Annotated in this window: 19 protein-coding genes and 1 tRNA gene; 8 read left to right on the top strand and 12 right to left on the bottom strand. The window is 43.1% G+C overall.

The window, feature by feature from the left end:
* The first annotated feature begins 5 nt into the window (after positions 1–5).
* The 3 genes from QM738_RS20540 (at position 6) to QM738_RS20530 (ending at position 1,892) form a co-directional block, all read left to right on the top strand.
* A complete protein-coding gene (locus QM738_RS20540) occupies positions 6–461 on the top strand; it encodes a helix-turn-helix domain-containing protein (RefSeq protein ID WP_462278624.1) in 456 nt (151 codons plus the stop codon).
* An 84-nt stretch (positions 462–545) separates the two neighbouring features.
* Positions 546–863 (top strand): PIN domain-containing protein, encoded by a 318-nt coding sequence (locus tag QM738_RS20535; RefSeq protein ID WP_462278623.1) that lies wholly within the window; start codon positions 546–548, stop codon positions 861–863.
* A 666-nt stretch (positions 864–1,529) separates the two neighbouring features.
* Positions 1,530–1,892: a hypothetical protein gene (locus QM738_RS20530; protein WP_462278622.1), complete on the top strand. Its 363-nt coding sequence runs from the start codon at positions 1,530–1,532 to the stop codon at positions 1,890–1,892.
* A gap of 265 nt (positions 1,893–2,157) precedes the next feature.
* Here the strand turns inward: QM738_RS20530 and QM738_RS20525 are convergent.
* A tRNA-Cys gene (locus tag QM738_RS20525) sits at positions 2,158–2,228 on the bottom strand.
* Between the two features lie 154 nt (positions 2,229–2,382).
* Here QM738_RS20525 and QM738_RS20520 point away from each other — a divergent pair.
* Positions 2,383–3,261: a nucleoside phosphorylase gene (locus QM738_RS20520; protein WP_462278621.1), complete on the top strand. Its 879-nt coding sequence runs from the start codon at positions 2,383–2,385 to the stop codon at positions 3,259–3,261.
* Between the two features lie 57 nt (positions 3,262–3,318).
* Positions 3,319–4,107 carry a diaminopimelate epimerase gene (dapF, locus tag QM738_RS20515; protein WP_462278620.1) on the top strand — a complete coding sequence of 263 codons (789 nt, stop codon included), beginning with the start codon at positions 3,319–3,321 and terminating at the stop codon, positions 4,105–4,107.
* Positions 4,108–4,222: 115 nt separating this feature from the next.
* Here dapF and QM738_RS20510 read toward each other — a convergent pair whose 3' ends face one another.
* The 5 genes from QM738_RS20510 to QM738_RS20490 all read right to left on the bottom strand — a co-directional run bounded on the left by QM738_RS20510 (position 4,223) and on the right by QM738_RS20490 (position 6,895).
* Entirely contained in the window at positions 4,223–4,723 is a 501-nt protein-coding gene (locus QM738_RS20510; protein WP_462278619.1) for an NUDIX hydrolase, read from the bottom strand.
* Positions 4,724–4,731: 8 nt separating this feature from the next.
* On the bottom strand, positions 4,732–5,670 hold the full coding sequence (locus tag QM738_RS20505; protein WP_462278618.1) for a magnesium transporter CorA family protein: 939 nt from the start codon (positions 5,668–5,670) through the stop codon (positions 4,732–4,734).
* A 145-nt stretch (positions 5,671–5,815) separates the two neighbouring features.
* Positions 5,816–6,232 carry a queuosine precursor transporter gene (locus QM738_RS20500; RefSeq protein ID WP_462278617.1) on the bottom strand — a complete coding sequence of 139 codons (417 nt, stop codon included), beginning with the start codon at positions 6,230–6,232 and terminating at the stop codon, positions 5,816–5,818.
* Entirely contained in the window at positions 6,172–6,396 is a 225-nt protein-coding gene (locus QM738_RS20495; protein ID WP_462278672.1) for a VUT family protein, read from the bottom strand. Before QM738_RS20495 ends, QM738_RS20500 begins: the two co-directional genes overlap by 61 nt.
* 190 nt (positions 6,397–6,586) lie before the next feature.
* Positions 6,587–6,895, bottom strand: coding sequence for a hypothetical protein (locus QM738_RS20490; RefSeq protein WP_462278616.1), 309 nt, complete (start codon positions 6,893–6,895; stop codon positions 6,587–6,589).
* Positions 6,896–6,985: 90 nt separating this feature from the next.
* Here QM738_RS20490 and QM738_RS20485 point away from each other — a divergent pair, with 90 nt between their 5' ends.
* Together QM738_RS20485 and QM738_RS20480 are read left to right on the top strand one after the other, a co-directional pair.
* The gene (locus QM738_RS20485; RefSeq protein ID WP_462278615.1) at positions 6,986–9,475 is read left to right on the top strand and encodes a YfhO family protein; all 2,490 of its coding nucleotides are present in this window, start codon (positions 6,986–6,988) and stop codon (positions 9,473–9,475) included.
* Complete coding sequence (locus QM738_RS20480) at positions 9,472–10,389, top strand: glycosyltransferase family 2 protein (protein WP_462278614.1); 918 nt, start codon at positions 9,472–9,474, stop codon at positions 10,387–10,389. The genes QM738_RS20485 and QM738_RS20480 overlap by 4 nt, the downstream gene beginning before the upstream one ends.
* Before the next feature lie 121 nt (positions 10,390–10,510).
* Here QM738_RS20480 and QM738_RS20475 read toward each other — a convergent pair whose 3' ends face one another.
* The 4 genes from QM738_RS20475 to QM738_RS20460 are packed head-to-tail and all read right to left on the bottom strand — an operon-like array spanning position 10,511 to position 13,360.
* Positions 10,511–11,011 carry a glycosyltransferase family 2 protein gene (locus QM738_RS20475; RefSeq protein WP_462278613.1) on the bottom strand — a complete coding sequence of 167 codons (501 nt, stop codon included), beginning with the start codon at positions 11,009–11,011 and terminating at the stop codon, positions 10,511–10,513.
* A gap of 17 nt (positions 11,012–11,028) precedes the next feature.
* The gene (locus QM738_RS20470; protein ID WP_462278612.1) at positions 11,029–11,511 is read right to left on the bottom strand and encodes a glycosyltransferase; all 483 of its coding nucleotides are present in this window, start codon (positions 11,509–11,511) and stop codon (positions 11,029–11,031) included.
* A complete protein-coding gene (locus QM738_RS20465; RefSeq protein ID WP_462278611.1) occupies positions 11,508–12,452 on the bottom strand; it encodes a glycosyltransferase family 2 protein in 945 nt (314 codons plus the stop codon). Before QM738_RS20465 ends, QM738_RS20470 begins: the two co-directional genes overlap by 4 nt.
* A 23-nt stretch (positions 12,453–12,475) precedes the next feature.
* Positions 12,476–13,360, bottom strand: a complete 885-nt coding sequence (locus QM738_RS20460) for a glycosyltransferase (protein WP_462278610.1) — start codon at positions 13,358–13,360, stop codon at positions 12,476–12,478.
* A 61-nt stretch (positions 13,361–13,421) separates the two neighbouring features.
* Between QM738_RS20460 and QM738_RS20455 the strand changes: the two genes are divergently transcribed.
* Positions 13,422–14,255 (top strand): FkbM family methyltransferase, encoded by an 834-nt coding sequence (locus tag QM738_RS20455; RefSeq protein WP_462278609.1) that lies wholly within the window; start codon positions 13,422–13,424, stop codon positions 14,253–14,255.
* Positions 14,256–14,267: 12 nt separating this feature from the next.
* Here QM738_RS20455 and fcl read toward each other — a convergent pair whose 3' ends face one another.
* The gene (gene fcl / locus QM738_RS20450) at positions 14,268–15,203 is read right to left on the bottom strand and encodes a GDP-L-fucose synthase (RefSeq protein WP_462278608.1); all 936 of its coding nucleotides are present in this window, start codon (positions 15,201–15,203) and stop codon (positions 14,268–14,270) included.
* Positions 15,203–16,315: a GDP-mannose 4,6-dehydratase gene (gene gmd, locus QM738_RS20445; protein WP_462278607.1), complete on the bottom strand. Its 1,113-nt coding sequence runs from the start codon at positions 16,313–16,315 to the stop codon at positions 15,203–15,205. Before gmd ends, fcl begins: the two co-directional genes overlap by 1 nt.
* Between the last annotated feature and the right edge of the window lie 72 nt (positions 16,316–16,387).

Raw genomic sequence — 16,387 nt, 5'->3', positions numbered from 1 at the left:
GCAACATGAAAGGCTTAGAGCAAATAAGAAAGCCGTCTAAGGACGATCAGCGGATTGCCAGCGAGTCTTATAGTGCTTTGGCTGCAGCAATCGAGCAACTTGATTCGCAACAGCCGGAAATTGAAATTGAGGAAACAAACGATAAGATTAAAATTCCGCTCGGGGCTTTGCAACTTTTGGGTGAAATCGTGAAAGCGATGGCTAAAGGCAATATGATTTCTATAGTTCCGGTAGCAACGGAAGTAACTACACAGGCTGCCGCAGAAATTTTAGGTTGTTCAAGGCCTCATTTAGTAAAGTTGCTGGAAGAAGGAAAAATTGAATTCACAAAAGTAGGAAAGCATCGGAGGATAAAGTTTGATGATATTATGAAATACAAGCAACAATTAAAGCTTCAACAGAAACAAAATATCATCGATATTATGAATTCGGACGAAGAAAACGGTTTGTATGATTCATAGTGTTCGATTTACAGTTATCCTGGATACAAACGTCATTTACCCTATTATCATACGTGATATCCTGTTTGGTTTGCCCACTATGATTTGTATACACCTAAATGGAGCGAGCATATCTTCGATGAATGGAAAGATGTGATGGTCACAAAAGGAGTCTCTGTTGGAGATGCCAATAAGAGGATTAACAAAGCAAATGCTGCATTTCCAGATGCGCTGGTCAAGAATTATAAGGGATTAATAGACGGGTTAACATTAAAGGATCAGGATGATCGTCATGTATTGGCTGCTGCAATTAAAACGAATGCTAACCTGATTGTTACAAATAATATCAAAGATTTCCCTGAAGAATACCTTCAATCTTTTGGCTTAAGTGCAAAAAGTGCGGAAGGACGACTTTTTAACTGATATAATTGACTTAAATCAGGAGCAATCCATTGCCGCATTCAAAGAGATGGTCTTGAATAAGAAAAGCCCTAAGATGGATGAATTTGAGGTGCTTGATCAAATGAGAAATGCGGGATTAAAGGATACTGCTAACTACCTACATGCGCTGCTAGAACAAGTTTGAGCGGCTTGATACGTCTTATTTACGAACTATTTGTCCTTAAAAATCCTTGACGCTCTTTCCATCAAAACGATACACACCGCTTAATGAGCCAAACCAGATGTCTCCATCGTTTTTACTCTAAAATCCTGCAAAGCATACCCTGTTTTATCGGCATGATTTCAGAAAACTTACTACACTGACAGGGCTCTGGAATAGTGAATGGTGCCGAAGTCAGCTTAATTCTAAGAGAATAGACGTATTTTTCCTTCTGAAATAACTCATCATGAGCCAACCATTGCAAACCCGGCATTCCACATCCCCCAGGCGCATCAGTACCCTTTTCCTGCTATTATTTTCCGTCTTTAAAGGACTCACCACCCACGCACAGATGACAACCTCTCCCTGCCGCACCCGCTGATAAAGCAGTCGTCTATTTTGTAAGAGCGTCCGGCGTCGGATCACTCATTAACTTTACCTATTTCGACAGCGCGACTGTAGTAGGTCGCGCAAGTGGTACCAACTTCATGCGATATGAGTGCACCCCGGGCCGCCATCTTTTCTGGGGCAGGTCCGAGAACAGGGATTTTATCGAAGCTGATCTCGAAGCTGGAAAGATCTATTTCATCGAGGCAGTTCCACAGATGGGCGCGCTGAAAGCATCTCTCAACCTGAAAGCCATTAACCCCGACGCAGATGCGAAGGCCATGAAACGGATACTTAAAGTGATTCGGAAGAAAAAAGACAAAAGCAGTTCCGAAGAAGATCAGGCATCAGAAACTGAAGATCTCGGAGAAGTGATCAAAAGGGGATTGGAGCGTTACCAGGAAGTGAAAAATAAAAACAAGAAACTGGACCAGCTTCCGGCTAACTGGTATTATAAGGGTTGAACCGAAAAATCAGCCTGCAGTCAGGTAGGTAAACTTGCCGTACTTTCCCAAAAATAACCTCGCAGGTGCGGGGCTTTTGCTATTCATTGAGGTCCCTGGCGGATTGAATATCCGCATTGGATGGCCTAAAGTCAAAATGCAAAGTCAGCGACTATCGTCGCTGTTTTATTTTCCGTTCGTCCGCGATCAGACAGGCAAAGCTTGTCTTCCGCTTCCGGCCGAAAAATAAAAAGACCCGCCTTCGGCGAGTCCTTTGCATTCATTGAGGTCCCTAGCGGATTCGAACCGCTGTACGAGCTTTTGCAGAGCTCTGCCTAGCCACTCGGCCAAAGGACCCTACGTCCAAATTTTTGGACAGGCGCAAAAATAGGATATTTTTGCCAATTGCTTACCCTTTCATCATTAAGGTTTTACATCCGTTACACGATTCAACTGTACTCCTTAACTTGTACCTGGTCTAACGAATTCCTACCCACTAAATTTCATCCATATGAGCAAAATAGCCGAATCCGAACTGATCATCAACGCCCGCGGTGCCGTCTACCATCTCGACCTCCGACCCGATGAAATCGCCAACACAGTCATCACCGTCGGTGATCCCGACCGCGTCAAAGAAGTCAGCAAACATTTCGACTCCATCGAAGTCCGTTCCCAACACCGCGAATTCATCACCCATACCGGGTACGTCGGTAAAAAAAGACTCACTGTATTATCATCCGGCATCGGCCCCGATAATATCGATATCGTCATCAACGAGCTCGACGCACTCGCTAACATCGACTTCGAAACACGCACCATCAAACCACAATTAAAGCCGCTCAATATTATTCGTATTGGTACTTCAGGTTCGTTGCAGGAAGATATTCCGGTTGATAATTTCGTGGCGTCTACGCACGGGCTCGGTATCGACAACCTTCTCAATTTCTACCGCCACGAGCAAAATGAAGAAGAGAAACTATTGTTGCAGTCTTTTGTTACACATACACAGTTACACGGCCAGGTCGGGCATCCCTACATCAGCGGTGCCGCCGCTTCTTTATTGAAAAATTTCGTCAGCGGTTTCCACCAGGGAATCACCGTTACCTGTCCCGGTTTTTATGGACCACAGGGAAGAATCCTGCGTCTCGGCATCCAAAACCCTAACCTCATCAACCGCTTAACAGATTTTCGCTTCGGTCAGCACCGAATCACTAATTTTGAGATGGAAACCTCAGCCATCTATGGCCTGGGTAAATTGCTGGGTCACCACTGTCTTGCCATAAATGCGATCGTTGCCAACCGTGTCCGGAAAGAATTTTCCAAAGACGGAAAAGCGGCTGTCGAAAACCTGATCAAAAAATTTATTACGATTTTTGCAGACTCGATCTGATATGGCACACAAGACATGTTTCAAATAATCACGCAACACTCGCACTTACCCATACCTATGAACCTCCGATTCTATAAGTACCAGGGCACCGGCAACGACTTCATCATCGCCGACAACCGGAAAAATGAATACTCCCTCAATACCGACCAGATACGCCGTCTCTGCGACCGCCGCTTTGGCATTGGTGCCGACGGATTCATGTTATTGAATGAAAAAGCCGGTTACGATTTCGAAATGAAATACTACAACTCCGATGGCCGCGAAGGAAGCATGTGCGGCAATGGCGGACGCTGTATCGTCAAGTTTGCCTATCATCTCGGCATTCACCGCAATGAATATAAATTCATGGCAGTTGATGGCGAACATGAAGCAGAGATCGATACGGACGGAACAGTATCGTTAAAAATGAAAGATGTCGACAAGGTCCGCAAGATCCATGGTGATTTTGTGCTCGATACAGGATCCCCTCACTATATCAAACTCGTCACCGATGTGATGAATGCTGACGTTTACAAAAAAGGACGTGATATCCGTTACAGTAAAGATTACGAAGAGAATGGGATCAATGTCAACTTCGTCGAACAGGCCGGTGATCATGAAATCATCGTTCGCACCTATGAACGGGGAGTAGAAGATGAAACCTATTCCTGTGGTACAGGCGTAACCGCTGCTGCACTGGTTTGCTATCACAATGAAAACGGGTACAATGATGTGCAGGTGAAAACACTCGGTGGTAGCCTGACAGTTGAGTTTGACAGACTGGATGACGAACGTTATAACAATATCTGGCTTTGTGGGCCTGCGGAGAAAGTTTTTGAGGGCAATGTCGAAGTAAAAGAAAGCTGATATGATTTTTTACCACATAGGATCATAGTACATATAGATTCACATAGGGACTCTATGTGAGACTATGACCCTATGAACCTATGTGGTAAAAATAAAATGTTCAGAAAAAGCCTTTTCAAAAATTAAGTTGTGTGCGACGCCGGATATCCTGTTTATCCATTCGTCTTACCATATTTGCCACAATCTTATCGATTGGTAACGTTACTGTCTCTCCCGAAAACTCTTCCCATTTAATAAACCGGAACGTTTCCGTTTCACCTTTCTCTGCATAAGCAGCCAACTGCTGTGCATCAAAGGCAAACGCTTTTTTCCGTATTGGAGCTTTAATCGGTTCCAATGCCCGCGCGAAATAATAAATCGACAATATCTGCTGATTCGGGCGAAATGCCGAAGGCTGGTAAAAATCTGTTGTATACAAATGATCCCCGATCGCCACATTCAGATCCATCTCCTCTTTGAACTCACGTTTCAAACAATCCCTCGTTCCTTCTCCAATTTCCAATCCTCCTCCGGGAAACTTTGTAAAATAGCTTCCCCTGATATACTCATCACTGACCAATACTTCATTGCTCTCATTGACAAGTAAGCCATAAACACGTACCGTGAGAATTTCCATAGCAGGACTCAGATTATTTTTTTACGAAGGAACAGCCAGCCCACTGTAAGGGCTATCACGAGTGAAAGAAATACAACAATGGGAAAGGCATACTTGGAATCCTCAAACCCACTCTTCACATTCATCCCGAATATACTCGCAATCAATACAGGGAATGTCAGTACGATCGTTATCACAGACAAACGTTTCAATACCTGGTTCTGGTTATTCGCAATAATGCTTGCAAACGCATCCAGTGTACTACTCAGGATATTGGTATAAATATTCGCCATCTCCAATGCCTGTGAATTATCAACGATCAGGTCGTTCAGGAATTCCTTTTCCTCCTCATTCATCCCCAGAAAATTCGATCGCTCGAGTTTGATAAACAACAATTCATTGGATCGCAATGCCGTCACAAAATATACGAGGCTTTTTTGTATCCGCATCAGTTCCAGCAAATGCTCATTCTTGCTGGAATCATACAGTTTCTGTTCAAACACATTTCTCCGCTGGTTGATCTCCTTCAGGTGATCCATGAAATTCTGCACCACTTTCTCAAATACCTTCAACACCATCATAATACGTTTGTCTGCATTACGGTTCTGGAAAGTATTCAGGAATTTCTTGATGGCTGTATTCTCAAAAGAATTTACCGTCAGTATCTGGTTGTGTGTAAGAATGATACAGATCGGGATGGTGATATAATATGCATCACTTTCATTGAACGAATTGTTTTCCGTGGGAGTCTTGATCACAATCAGCTTCACATTATCTTCCTTTTCAAACCGGCTACGTTCGTCGATATCCAGTGAGTCGGTGAGGAAGTCGATGGGGATCTCCAGGGATTCCGACAGCTCTGTAAACTCCTCCTGCTTCAATGGTGGCAATACATTGACCCACGCCCCTTCTTCAGGTTTGTCGATTTCGACAGTTCGGTGGTTGACATTTTTGAAATACTGAATCATGGATCTAAGTTACAGCCTTTACAGTAGTTTTTTGAACCACATAGAGTCATAGGACCATAGGTTCACATAGAATGCCTATGTGAACCTATCTTAACTATGACTCTATGTGGTTCAAATAGTCCGTTAAGAATCTACCAATCGCGCATCAATTTTCCATTGCTGCTTTTTTCATTTCCGCCGCTTGTTCATGGCCCAAATACCTCTCAATCCACCCATGCACCAGGTAAATCACCGGGGTCAGTAAAATCGCCACAATGAACTTATAAATGTAATTCACGATACCTACCGCAATGAACAAATTAAAAGGCCATACAAAATCATTCCCGGAAGAGTTCACACGTGTACCTATATAAAACGCAATGAACAATACCACGAAACTGTCAATGAACTGCGATATCAATGTCGATCCCGTTGCACGCAACCATATCTGCTTCTCACCCGTTGCCTTCTTGATCTTGTGAAATACAAACACATCAATCAACTGCCCCAGTATGAACGCTGTCAGTGATGCAATAATAATGAACCCACCCTGTCCCAACACACTATTATACGCCTTTTCCATATCCGGCACACCGCTGCCTTGTTTACTTGTAATGAAAAAATTGCAGGTGTTAACTGCATCGCACCGTAAAAGATCACAAACGCAAATGCAATCAAAATTGCAGTTAACCATGACAGGAACCGCACACCTTTCATCCCATAATATTCATTGATTATATCCGTCATGATAAACACTACGGGCCAAAGCAAAACGCCCGCTGTGAGGTTGATCGACAGATCATTTCCCAAAAGCCGGATGTGCAATGGATCAAATCCCAACGTTTTCTCCAGCGAAAAAATTTTTACGCCAATGATTTCAGCAATCAGTGCATTGGCGATCAGGAATCCGCCTAATATCAGGAAAAGACGCGTCGGTTTATGCTTGATAATTGTGCTGACCATTCTGATACAGGAAATAAAGTACTAAAATGACGAGAAATAAAACATTGGCAACAACCAGCCATGCAGGTATGATGGAGGTGATTTTCCGGCGGGCAAACAACATAAACAGGTATCCCAGGTTGACAACCGGCAGCACTACTACCCCAATTACCTGCCCAATAATCACAACTGTTGACACCACCGCCTGGTCCCCACTCCACTCACGAATGAGGAAAGTGATGGAAACCAGCAACAAAAGACCGCAAATAAAGCCCAATCTTGACAAAAATAATAGCCAGCGCATCCGGGATTTTCGTGTAAAATAGCATTATTTTGGCAGCCTGAAAATCAAATCGGAAAGCGGCCTACACCGCTATTTACTAAATCATTACGGATGAAAAACGAATTACTGAAAAAAGCCGTTCCACATATCATAGCTATCGTCATTTTCCTGATCATTTCTCTCATTTTTTGCAAACCTGCACTCGAAGGAAATGAACTCAATCAGCATGATATCGTCGGTTGGAAAGGCATGGCCCAAAGTGCATTTGATTATAAAGCACAACACGGTCATTTCCCACTCTGGAACACGCATGTTTTCAGCGGTATGCCCAATTACCTGATCGCAATGGAAGGCAGATCCATTTTGCCTGATCTCAATAAAGTGCTGGGCCTGGGTCTTCCTCAACCGGTCAATTTCTTTTTCCTGTCCTGCATTTGCTTTTACATTCTTTGCTTATCACTTCGCTTGCGTCCAGTCGTTGGCATCTTCGGCGCCCTCGCTTATGCATTTGCAACATACAACCCGATCATCATCGCAGCTGGTCACGTTACGAAAATGTTTGCCATTGCATACATGCCCATGCTCTTTGCCGGATTGATACTGACATACACCAAACGTTACTGGCTCGGACTTGCCGTTACAACATTGGGAGCATACCTGTTGCTCATTGCCAATCATCCGCAAATAACTTATTACTTCTTTATCATCGCCGGCTTTGTGACGCTCGCTTATCTTTTCGTTTGGATAAAAGGCAAAGAATGGAAACATATCGGGATGGCTGCAGGCATCACCGTTATTGCAGTGTTAGCAGGATTACTCACCACTGCGCTTTCTGTATTAACCACATCTGAATACACCAAAGCCACGATGCGCGGTGGTAAAAATGTCGAGATCAATGGTACGGAAGTAAAACAGGTAGAAACAAAAGGACTTGACACCGCCTATGCATTTGATTACAGTCTGGGAAAAGGTGAAGCTCTCACCGTCATTATGCCCAATTCATTTGGCGGAAGCGCCCGTAATTTCTATGATGAAAACTCCAAAGTCGTAAGTAAACTGGTTGACAAGGGTGTTCCTGAAAATACGGCTGCACAAATTTCTTCCAGCATCACGAAGTTCTGGGGACATCCACGTTCCACTGCCGGCGGACCTTTATATGCCGGTGTTGTTGTTTGTCTCTTTGCACTGCTTGGCCTTGTTTTATACAAACATCCATTACGCTGGGCATTGCTTGCTGTTTCCATCATCGGCGTCATGATGGCATTGGGGTCGAACCTGGTTGGCTTCAATTTGTTCCTCTTCGAAAACCTGCCACTCTATAATAAATTCCGGGCACCATCCATCACGATGGTCATCCTGCAACTCACGATTCCCGTGCTCGCAGTATTGGGCCTGCATACATTATTTTTTCGCGATAATGCACGTGAATTACTCAAAACTGATTTCAGGAAAATATTATACGCTTTCGGGGGACTGTTTGTATTCCTTTCATTACTGTACATGATGATCAATTACGGTTCACCCATCGATGCCGGACTGTCTGCGAACCTGCAGCAAATGGGCGCCGATAATGAAATCATCCGCATCATCATTTCTGCATTGAAAGAAGAACGTAAATCCATGTTTGGCGGACAATTGCTCCGTACACTTGGGTTCATGGCGCTTGTACTCGCAGCCATCTGGGCATACATGAAGAATATTCTGTCACCTGTAATTGCTGTGGGTATTCTTGCCGCAGTTACTTTGATTGACCAGGTCATTGTAGATAAAGCTTTCCTTAGTGAAGAAAACTATCGTCCAAAAGATGAGATGGCTGCTGAAATCTCTACAAAAAATGCCATCGATGATCAGATACTGGCAGACAAGGACCCTCATTTCCGTGTGTATGATGCATCCAATGTGCGTTTCAGCGCTGAAGATTATCATGCGTCTACGTTCCATCGTTCTATCGGCGGCTATCACCCTGCTAAATTGCGTATCTACCAGGATATCATCGAGCGTTATCTTTCCGGTGGTGATCCCAGCCAGGTTTTGAACATGCTGAACGTGAAGTATGTAATTATTCCCGGGCAGCAACAAAATGCACCGCCGACCTTAGTGCCCAATAGCCAGGCATATGGACCAGCCTGGTTTGTTAAAACATTGAAAGTTGTAAAAGACGCCGCCGAAGAAATTCAAACTATTGGCATCACCAATCTCAGGGATACTGCTATATTGCAACAGGCGATGACCAAAGGGATTACACCTCCGCAATACGATTCTGCAGCAACGCTTACATTAACGAAATACGATAACGACGCCATCGAGTACAGTAGCAATGCAGCCACACCGCAGTTTGCCGTATTCAGCGAGATCTATTATCCATTCGGATGGAATGCATACCTCGATGGTAAAAAAGTAGATTACGTAAAAACCGATTACGCATTACGTGGCATGCAGGTGCCAGCTGGCAAACATACCATCCGCTTCGTGTTTGAACCGACTGCAGTTAGCAAAGGTAGAACGCTTTCCTTTATCGGTTCATTCCTCGTTGCCATCTTTGTACTGGGTGGATTGTTTATGCATTGGCGTTCAACCAATCAAAAGAAACAAACAGCTTGACAGGTTCGATATCACTCATCATCATCACGTATAACCGTCCCGGCGACCTGCTCGAACTATTGCAGAGCCTCCGGGTACAGGAAGATATCAGCCTGCTGAAAGAAGTATTGATATTAAATAATGCATCTACTGTTTCATATGATGCGGTGACAAATTTCATTCGGCAAAACAGCGATATCCCGTTCCAGTATATTTTATCGGAAGAGAACGTAGGCGTGTCCCGTGGCCGCAACAGGCTCATGCAACTCGCATCGGGCGAGCTTTTACTGGTGCTGGACGATGATATCCTATTCCGGGAGAAACAGGACCTGAAGAATATGCGCATGGCATGGGACAAGCCCTTCTTCCGCGAAGCCAACACCGCTGCATTGACCTATCGCGTAATTTATCATTCCACCAAAGAACAACAGCGAACTGCATTCCCGCATAAACAATATGACCGGTACATTAACGAACTCGTTTTTCTCACTTCATATTTCACAGGCTGCACACATATGCTGCTGCGAAGCGTTCTTGACAAAACCGGTTACTACCCGGAGGATTTCTTTTATGGCATGGAAGAATATGATCTGTCCTATCGCATCATTGCTGCAGGATATTCACTAGGCTATGACAATAGTGTAACTGTTGAACATAAGGAATCGCCACTAGGTCGTCAGCCAAATCATAAAAAACTCGCGTCGCAATGGGTCAATAAAAGTAAAGTGGCATGGAGATACTTACCGCGTATCTATTTCTTCAGCACGGCATTCGCGTGGAGCTTCGAATATTTAAAGAAGGCATTCGGGCATCCGTTGACATGGTTTACATCCTGGGGTAAAGTATTTCAAATCCCTTTTAGAGAAAAGCGTCGTACACACGTGGGTAGAGTCAGGACGTATCTGCAAAAAGTCAACGCGCGGCTTTGGTACTAGATTTCAATTTTTACCACATAGGATCATAGGGTCATAGTCTCACATAGAGTCCCTATGTGAATCTATATATACTATGACCCTATGTGGTAAATAATGTAGCTGTTTAAGTGAAAGTTCAAGACTATAGGACTTTGTAAAATGTGGGCTTGTTGCCGAGAATCCTGGATAAGAATGGGAATATGCCAACGACATTCTTTGTAAATCCCCACCACTCCTTCCATTGAAAATTAGCATGCGGCAAAAAGAAAATATTTCTAAACAGAACCACGATCAAATAAAACGGTATTGTAAACAAATACGCAGCGAAATGAAATAAGAACCAACCGGCACCAAACTGTTTCCGCACCCGCACCAGTCCCGATAATATCAATTGGTATCCTTTCTTATCCCCTAATTCCTTATAACCCGCACTGGCAGATTTAAAGACCTGGTTAGCCGTCACACCCATCATGTGTATCACATGCAAATCCCCATAGATACACATCTTCCCGGTTTTCCGAAGGCGGCTGCACCATTCGATCTCTTCTGCATACAGGAAAAAATCTTCATCCAGTAATCCCGCCTTCTCTATCGCGCTTTTCTTCACCATCAGGAATGCACCATTGACCCAGTCAACCTCCACAATCCCTGTTGCTTCCGCTACATTTGTTTTTTTACTTTCAACAATAGTCCGACAGCACGTATCAAACGTCCTGTATATGGCAAGCTCATCAGGTGGTTCAATCCTCCTTTCATAAAAAAGTTACCCGATATCTGTGGCGAACCATCTGCATTCAGCAACTGCACACCACATGCAACATAGGCTGAATCTTTGAATTGCTGGTAGCAACGAACAATCGCATTGTCCTGGTTAAGCGTGTCCGAATTCAATAACAGCACTACATTACCCTTTGCAGCATGAATGCCTGCATTATTACCTCTTGCAAATCCACTGTTGTAATCCATCTGGACCCATTGCACCTGCGGAAATCGAGATAATATCAAATCACGGCTGTCGTCGCCGGAATGATTATCCACGACGATTACCTCCATTTCTGGTGGTAAGGGAAACAAAGTCCGCAGGCAATCAAGCGCCACAAGTGGCACTTTGTAGTTGACGAGTATGATGGATAGTCCGGTCATTTAATACGATGACGGTTAGATATAAAGTGAATCCACATTACAGCTTTGGAAAATGGTCCGAATTTCAACAAAAAACGCGGTATCATTTTTTGCCAGTTCATCATGGAAAAAAAGACGTCATGTACCTCAATTTGCTGACCATATTTTCGGATAGCTTCTTTATTTTTCAGATTGAAATTGCGAAAAAATCGCCACCAGTAATCATACACAAGTATATTACGGACAGGTTTCATTCCCGTTTTACCAAGGAAATAAAAATGTTCGGGTATTTCTACTGAAGGATTGCCATGCACAGATGCCGTCACCTGGTACTGGCCAACCCCTACATTAATAATCGCATCCGGCAGGTGATGAATTTTATCATCTCTCAGCCTACGAACGTACATATCGATATCCACCAGCCATTTTAATGCAGGATCGTATGGATGTTTTCCATCATTACGATATAGCAACACACTGGGTGGACCAATAATATTTCTAGATAACAACGTTACAGGTTCTTTTCTCAATTGCCTGTAACGCATTGGCGTAGGTGTTATCAGTTTGCGAGTGCCATCTTTTAAAAAAACATCATAATACGCGCTAAAAAATAAATCTGCATTCGAAACTGTTGTTGCCTTTGCAAATACCCCCAACGCATCTACCCCTTCAAACCAGTCGTCATCATGCATTATTTTGATCCACTTTCCTTTCGCGTGCAGTACTGCCTCATTCCAGTTAGATGGGGTACCTAGGGCATTTCCATTTCGCTTATAAGTTAACGCAGGAAACCGATCTTTGTATTTCATAGATAACTCTTCCACTTCAGTACCCGGGCTATCATCTGTAACAACAACTTCATAATCACGGAAAGACTGGCCTATGATTGATTGGAAGAGTCTTTCCAGGAAGTCGATCCTTTTATAGGCTGGAATGCAGATTGAAATAAACGGTTGATCCATTCACTTTTTTTTGTGTTACCTCCCTACTTCTTTTTCCATTTTCCATACAATGGACGATAAAAAAGAAAAATACCCATATTGATCCATCTTGCCGGATTACCCACTGCTCCTGACATTTTTATCCATCTCCACTTATTCGCTAATGAAATCTTTTCGATACGAAGTCGATTCAACCAAAACTTGGCTATTCTATTTTCTATTCCTTTATCAACAACAGTTTTTTCTCCTTTTTTAAACGGCAGTCTCGATCGCATGAACTGATGCCAGTTTAATGTGTTCTCCAACCAGCTATCTCCAAAATTACCACCCTCAGTGAAATGTACCAGGTCAATCTCGAAGCTTACCGCCACCTCATATTTTTCTGCAATCCGAAATGAAATATCGATATCATATAAATGAAAACCAGGTAGTCGCTGTTCATCAAACGGGATTTGTTCAAGAATCGATTTCCGGGAGCAAAGTAATACACCATCCAAAACAGCTACTTTTTTCAATGGAGCTGCCGGCAACTGATCAAAATGCATCCTGATATCATTGCCTGAAGGAGATGTATGCAAAATGGAATACCGGTCAAACTCCTCAATCCCTGTCATCCACCCGGATGGTGTCTGACTCTTATAGCCCGCACCCGCTACGCCTAACATCCCAAGTTTTGGGTCTGATTCAAAATACGATACCAGCAATTTCCCCCAGTTATCCGTTTTGAATGCTACATCTTCATGTACAAAGCAAATTATTTCAAATTTCGCTTTGCGAACACCTTCATTATACACTGCATTAATGCCACGCCCCGGATTAGTATTATCGATAATAATATCCTGCCACGGCACACCAATGGAGTTCTCAATATTTGCCTTAATTTGCGTGGCCAGGTCCTTTCTAACTGAACATATAATTACCGAAACCATCTAAATAATATTATCTTCCGCGGTAAGTCGCCAAAGGTATTTCTTCGGCAAAATAAAACCCATGCAAAATAGATCATTCATAGGCAATTTAAAAAAAGGAATAAGCAAGCGAATCCGTGGGCTTTTTCATAATCCGTATGCTAAAACCGGTCTTTCCTGGATGAAGATCAAACAACTCAAACATCTTCCTTCCGGACAACCCAGGCAACAAGATTTTTTTGGTAAAATCCTGCATTTTATCGACCCACCTGAACTATTGCATGGTATTAAAGAGATTTTTGTTGAAGAAATATACAAACAGACATTACCTCCTACGGCTTATATTATTGATTGTGGTGCCAATATCGGGTTAAGCGTTATTTATATGAAACAACTTTACCCCGATGCCAAGATCATAGCATTTGAGCCAGACGCAAAAAATTTTGCACTGCTGGAGAAAAATGTTTCTTCTTTTCAGTGCAAAAATGTTTCTCTCCGTAAAGAAGCGGTATGGATCGCCGATACAGAACTTTATTTTGCCACTGCTGGATCCATGTCCAGTAAGATTGAACAGGAAGCTACAAGCAGCACAACAATTGTCAAAGCAACCCGCCTGAAAAACCTCTTAACCGAACCAGTCGATTTTCTGAAAATTGATATTGAAGGTGCAGAATATGCCGTGCTGGAAGATATCCGTGAAAACTTACACAATGTGAAGAACCTGTTTATTGAGTACCATGGCAGCTTCGCTCAAAACAATGAACTGACATCTATCTTCAATTGGATCCAGCAACAGGGATTTTCCTATTACATCAAAGAAGCTGCACCCATTTATCCGACACCATTTCAACGAAATGACCGGGTGGGTTTTGACTATGATGTTCAGCTGAATATTTTCTGCTTTCGTAAAAATTAAAGAAAAGGCGCCTTAACGCTCTTTCATTTCCGATTTGAAAAAACGATAGGCCTTTTCAAGACCTTGCGTCAGGGACGTTGTATATTTCCAACCCATTCCTGCCAACTTTGAATTATCCATTAATTTTCGCGGAGTTCCATCAGGTTTTGAAGTATCAAACTTTATTTGCCCGGTATAACCAACCACTGATTGCACTGTCCTGGCAAGATTTGCAATAGTCACTTCTTCGCCTGTACCGACATTCATAAACATTTTTCCATTGTAATGCTGTATCAGGAAATAGCATGCATCTGCCAGATCGTCGACATACATAAACTCGCGCAATGGCGTGCCCGTTCCCCAGATTTCCACGAATGGACTGTTTGCAACTTTTGCGTCATGAAACTTCCTGATCATTGCAGGAATTACATGAGAGTTTTGCAAGTGATAATTATCTCCCTGCCCATAGAGATTCGTAGGCATTGCTGCAATAAAATTACAACCATACTGATCGCGATATGCTTCACATAATTTAATCCCTGCAATTTTTGCAATGGCATATGGCTCATTCGTCGGCTCCAATAAGCCAGTCAGTAAATATTCTTCTTTCAATGGCTGATCTGCCATTTTGGGATAAATACAGGAACTTCCGAGGAACAACAATTTTTTCACTCCCACTTTCCATGCAGCATGAATAATATTTGCTTCGATCATCAGGTTGTCATACAGGAATTCTGCGCGGTAGGTATTGTTAGCAAGAATTCCACCCACTTTGGCCGCAGCCAGGAAAACATAATCTGGTCTTTCAGCTGCAAAAAAATCATTGACTCCCTGCTGGTTTCGCAGATCGAGTGCATCAGAAGTACGTGTAAGGATATTTGTAAATCCTTGCTGCTGTAGTTTTCTGCATATAGCTGACCCCACCATTCCCCGATGGCCTGCCACATAAATTTTCGCTGTCTTTTCCATTATTCAAATTGTCTGATCGTGCGAAAGCCTGATGCTTTTAACACAACATCTTTGCGGAAATGCTCAATATCTGATTCTACCATCTCTTTAATGAGATCATGCAGCTTGTATTTGGGAGTCCAACCGAGTTGAACATTAGCTTTTGTTGCATCACCTTTGAGAATGTCTACTTCGGTAGGCCGGAAATAACGCTCATCAACTTCAATTACTACATCCCCCTTTCGTAAATGGATTTCGGGAAGCGATACATTTGTTACCACGCCTCTCTCATTCACACCTTCACCCTGAAATTCTATACTCACCCCGGCATGTGCAAAAGCAAGTCTTGCAAATTCCCGTACTGTTGTGGTTATGCCAGTTGCGATAACATAATCTTCCGGTTTATCCTGCTGGAGCATAAGCCACATAGCTTCCACATAATCTTTTGCATGGCCCCAATCGCGTTGGGCATGAAGGTTACCCAACCATAATTTATTTTTTAATCCCAGTACAATTTCTGCAACTGCACGGGTAATCTTTCTGCTTACAAATGTCTCACCTCTTAAAGGACTTTCATGATTGAACAGAATACCGTTGCACGCATACATTCCATATGCTTCGCGGTAGTTCACGGTGATCCAATAAGCATACAATTTTGCAACTCCGTAAGGTGAACGTGGGTAGAAAGGAGTAGTTTCATTTTGAGGTACCGCCTGCACTTTACCATATAATTCAGAAGTGGACGCCTGGTATATTCTCGTCTTTTTCTCCAATCCAAGAATTCGTACAGCTTCGAGAATACGCAAAGTTCCGGTTCCGTCAGTATTGGCCACATATTCTGGCTCTTCAAAACTCACATGTACATGACTCATTGCGCCGAGATTATATATCTCATCTGGCTGAACCTGCTGAATAATGCGGATAATGTTGGTGGAGTCGGTCAGATCCCCGTAATGAAGGATCATTTTGAGATTCTTCTCATGTGGGTCCTGGTATAAATGATCAACGCGTTGGGTGTTGATCAACGACGTCCTGCGTTTGATACCATGAACTTCGTAACCTTTGCGTAGGAGTAGTTCAGCCAGGTAAGCACCGTCCTGGCCGGTTATGCCTGTAATTAAGGCTTTTTTCATCCGCAAATGTAAGAATTTAGGGTAACTGACTATCCACTATCTCACCAATACAAATGTCCCTTTTCTGAAAAC

The sequence above is a fragment of the Ferruginibacter sp. genome (genome assembly GCF_049840995.1).
Taxonomy (GTDB): domain Bacteria; phylum Bacteroidota; class Bacteroidia; order Chitinophagales; family Chitinophagaceae; genus Ferruginibacter.
Note: the sequence above shows the minus strand (reverse complement) of the source record. Positions and strands in the feature narration are given on the sequence as shown.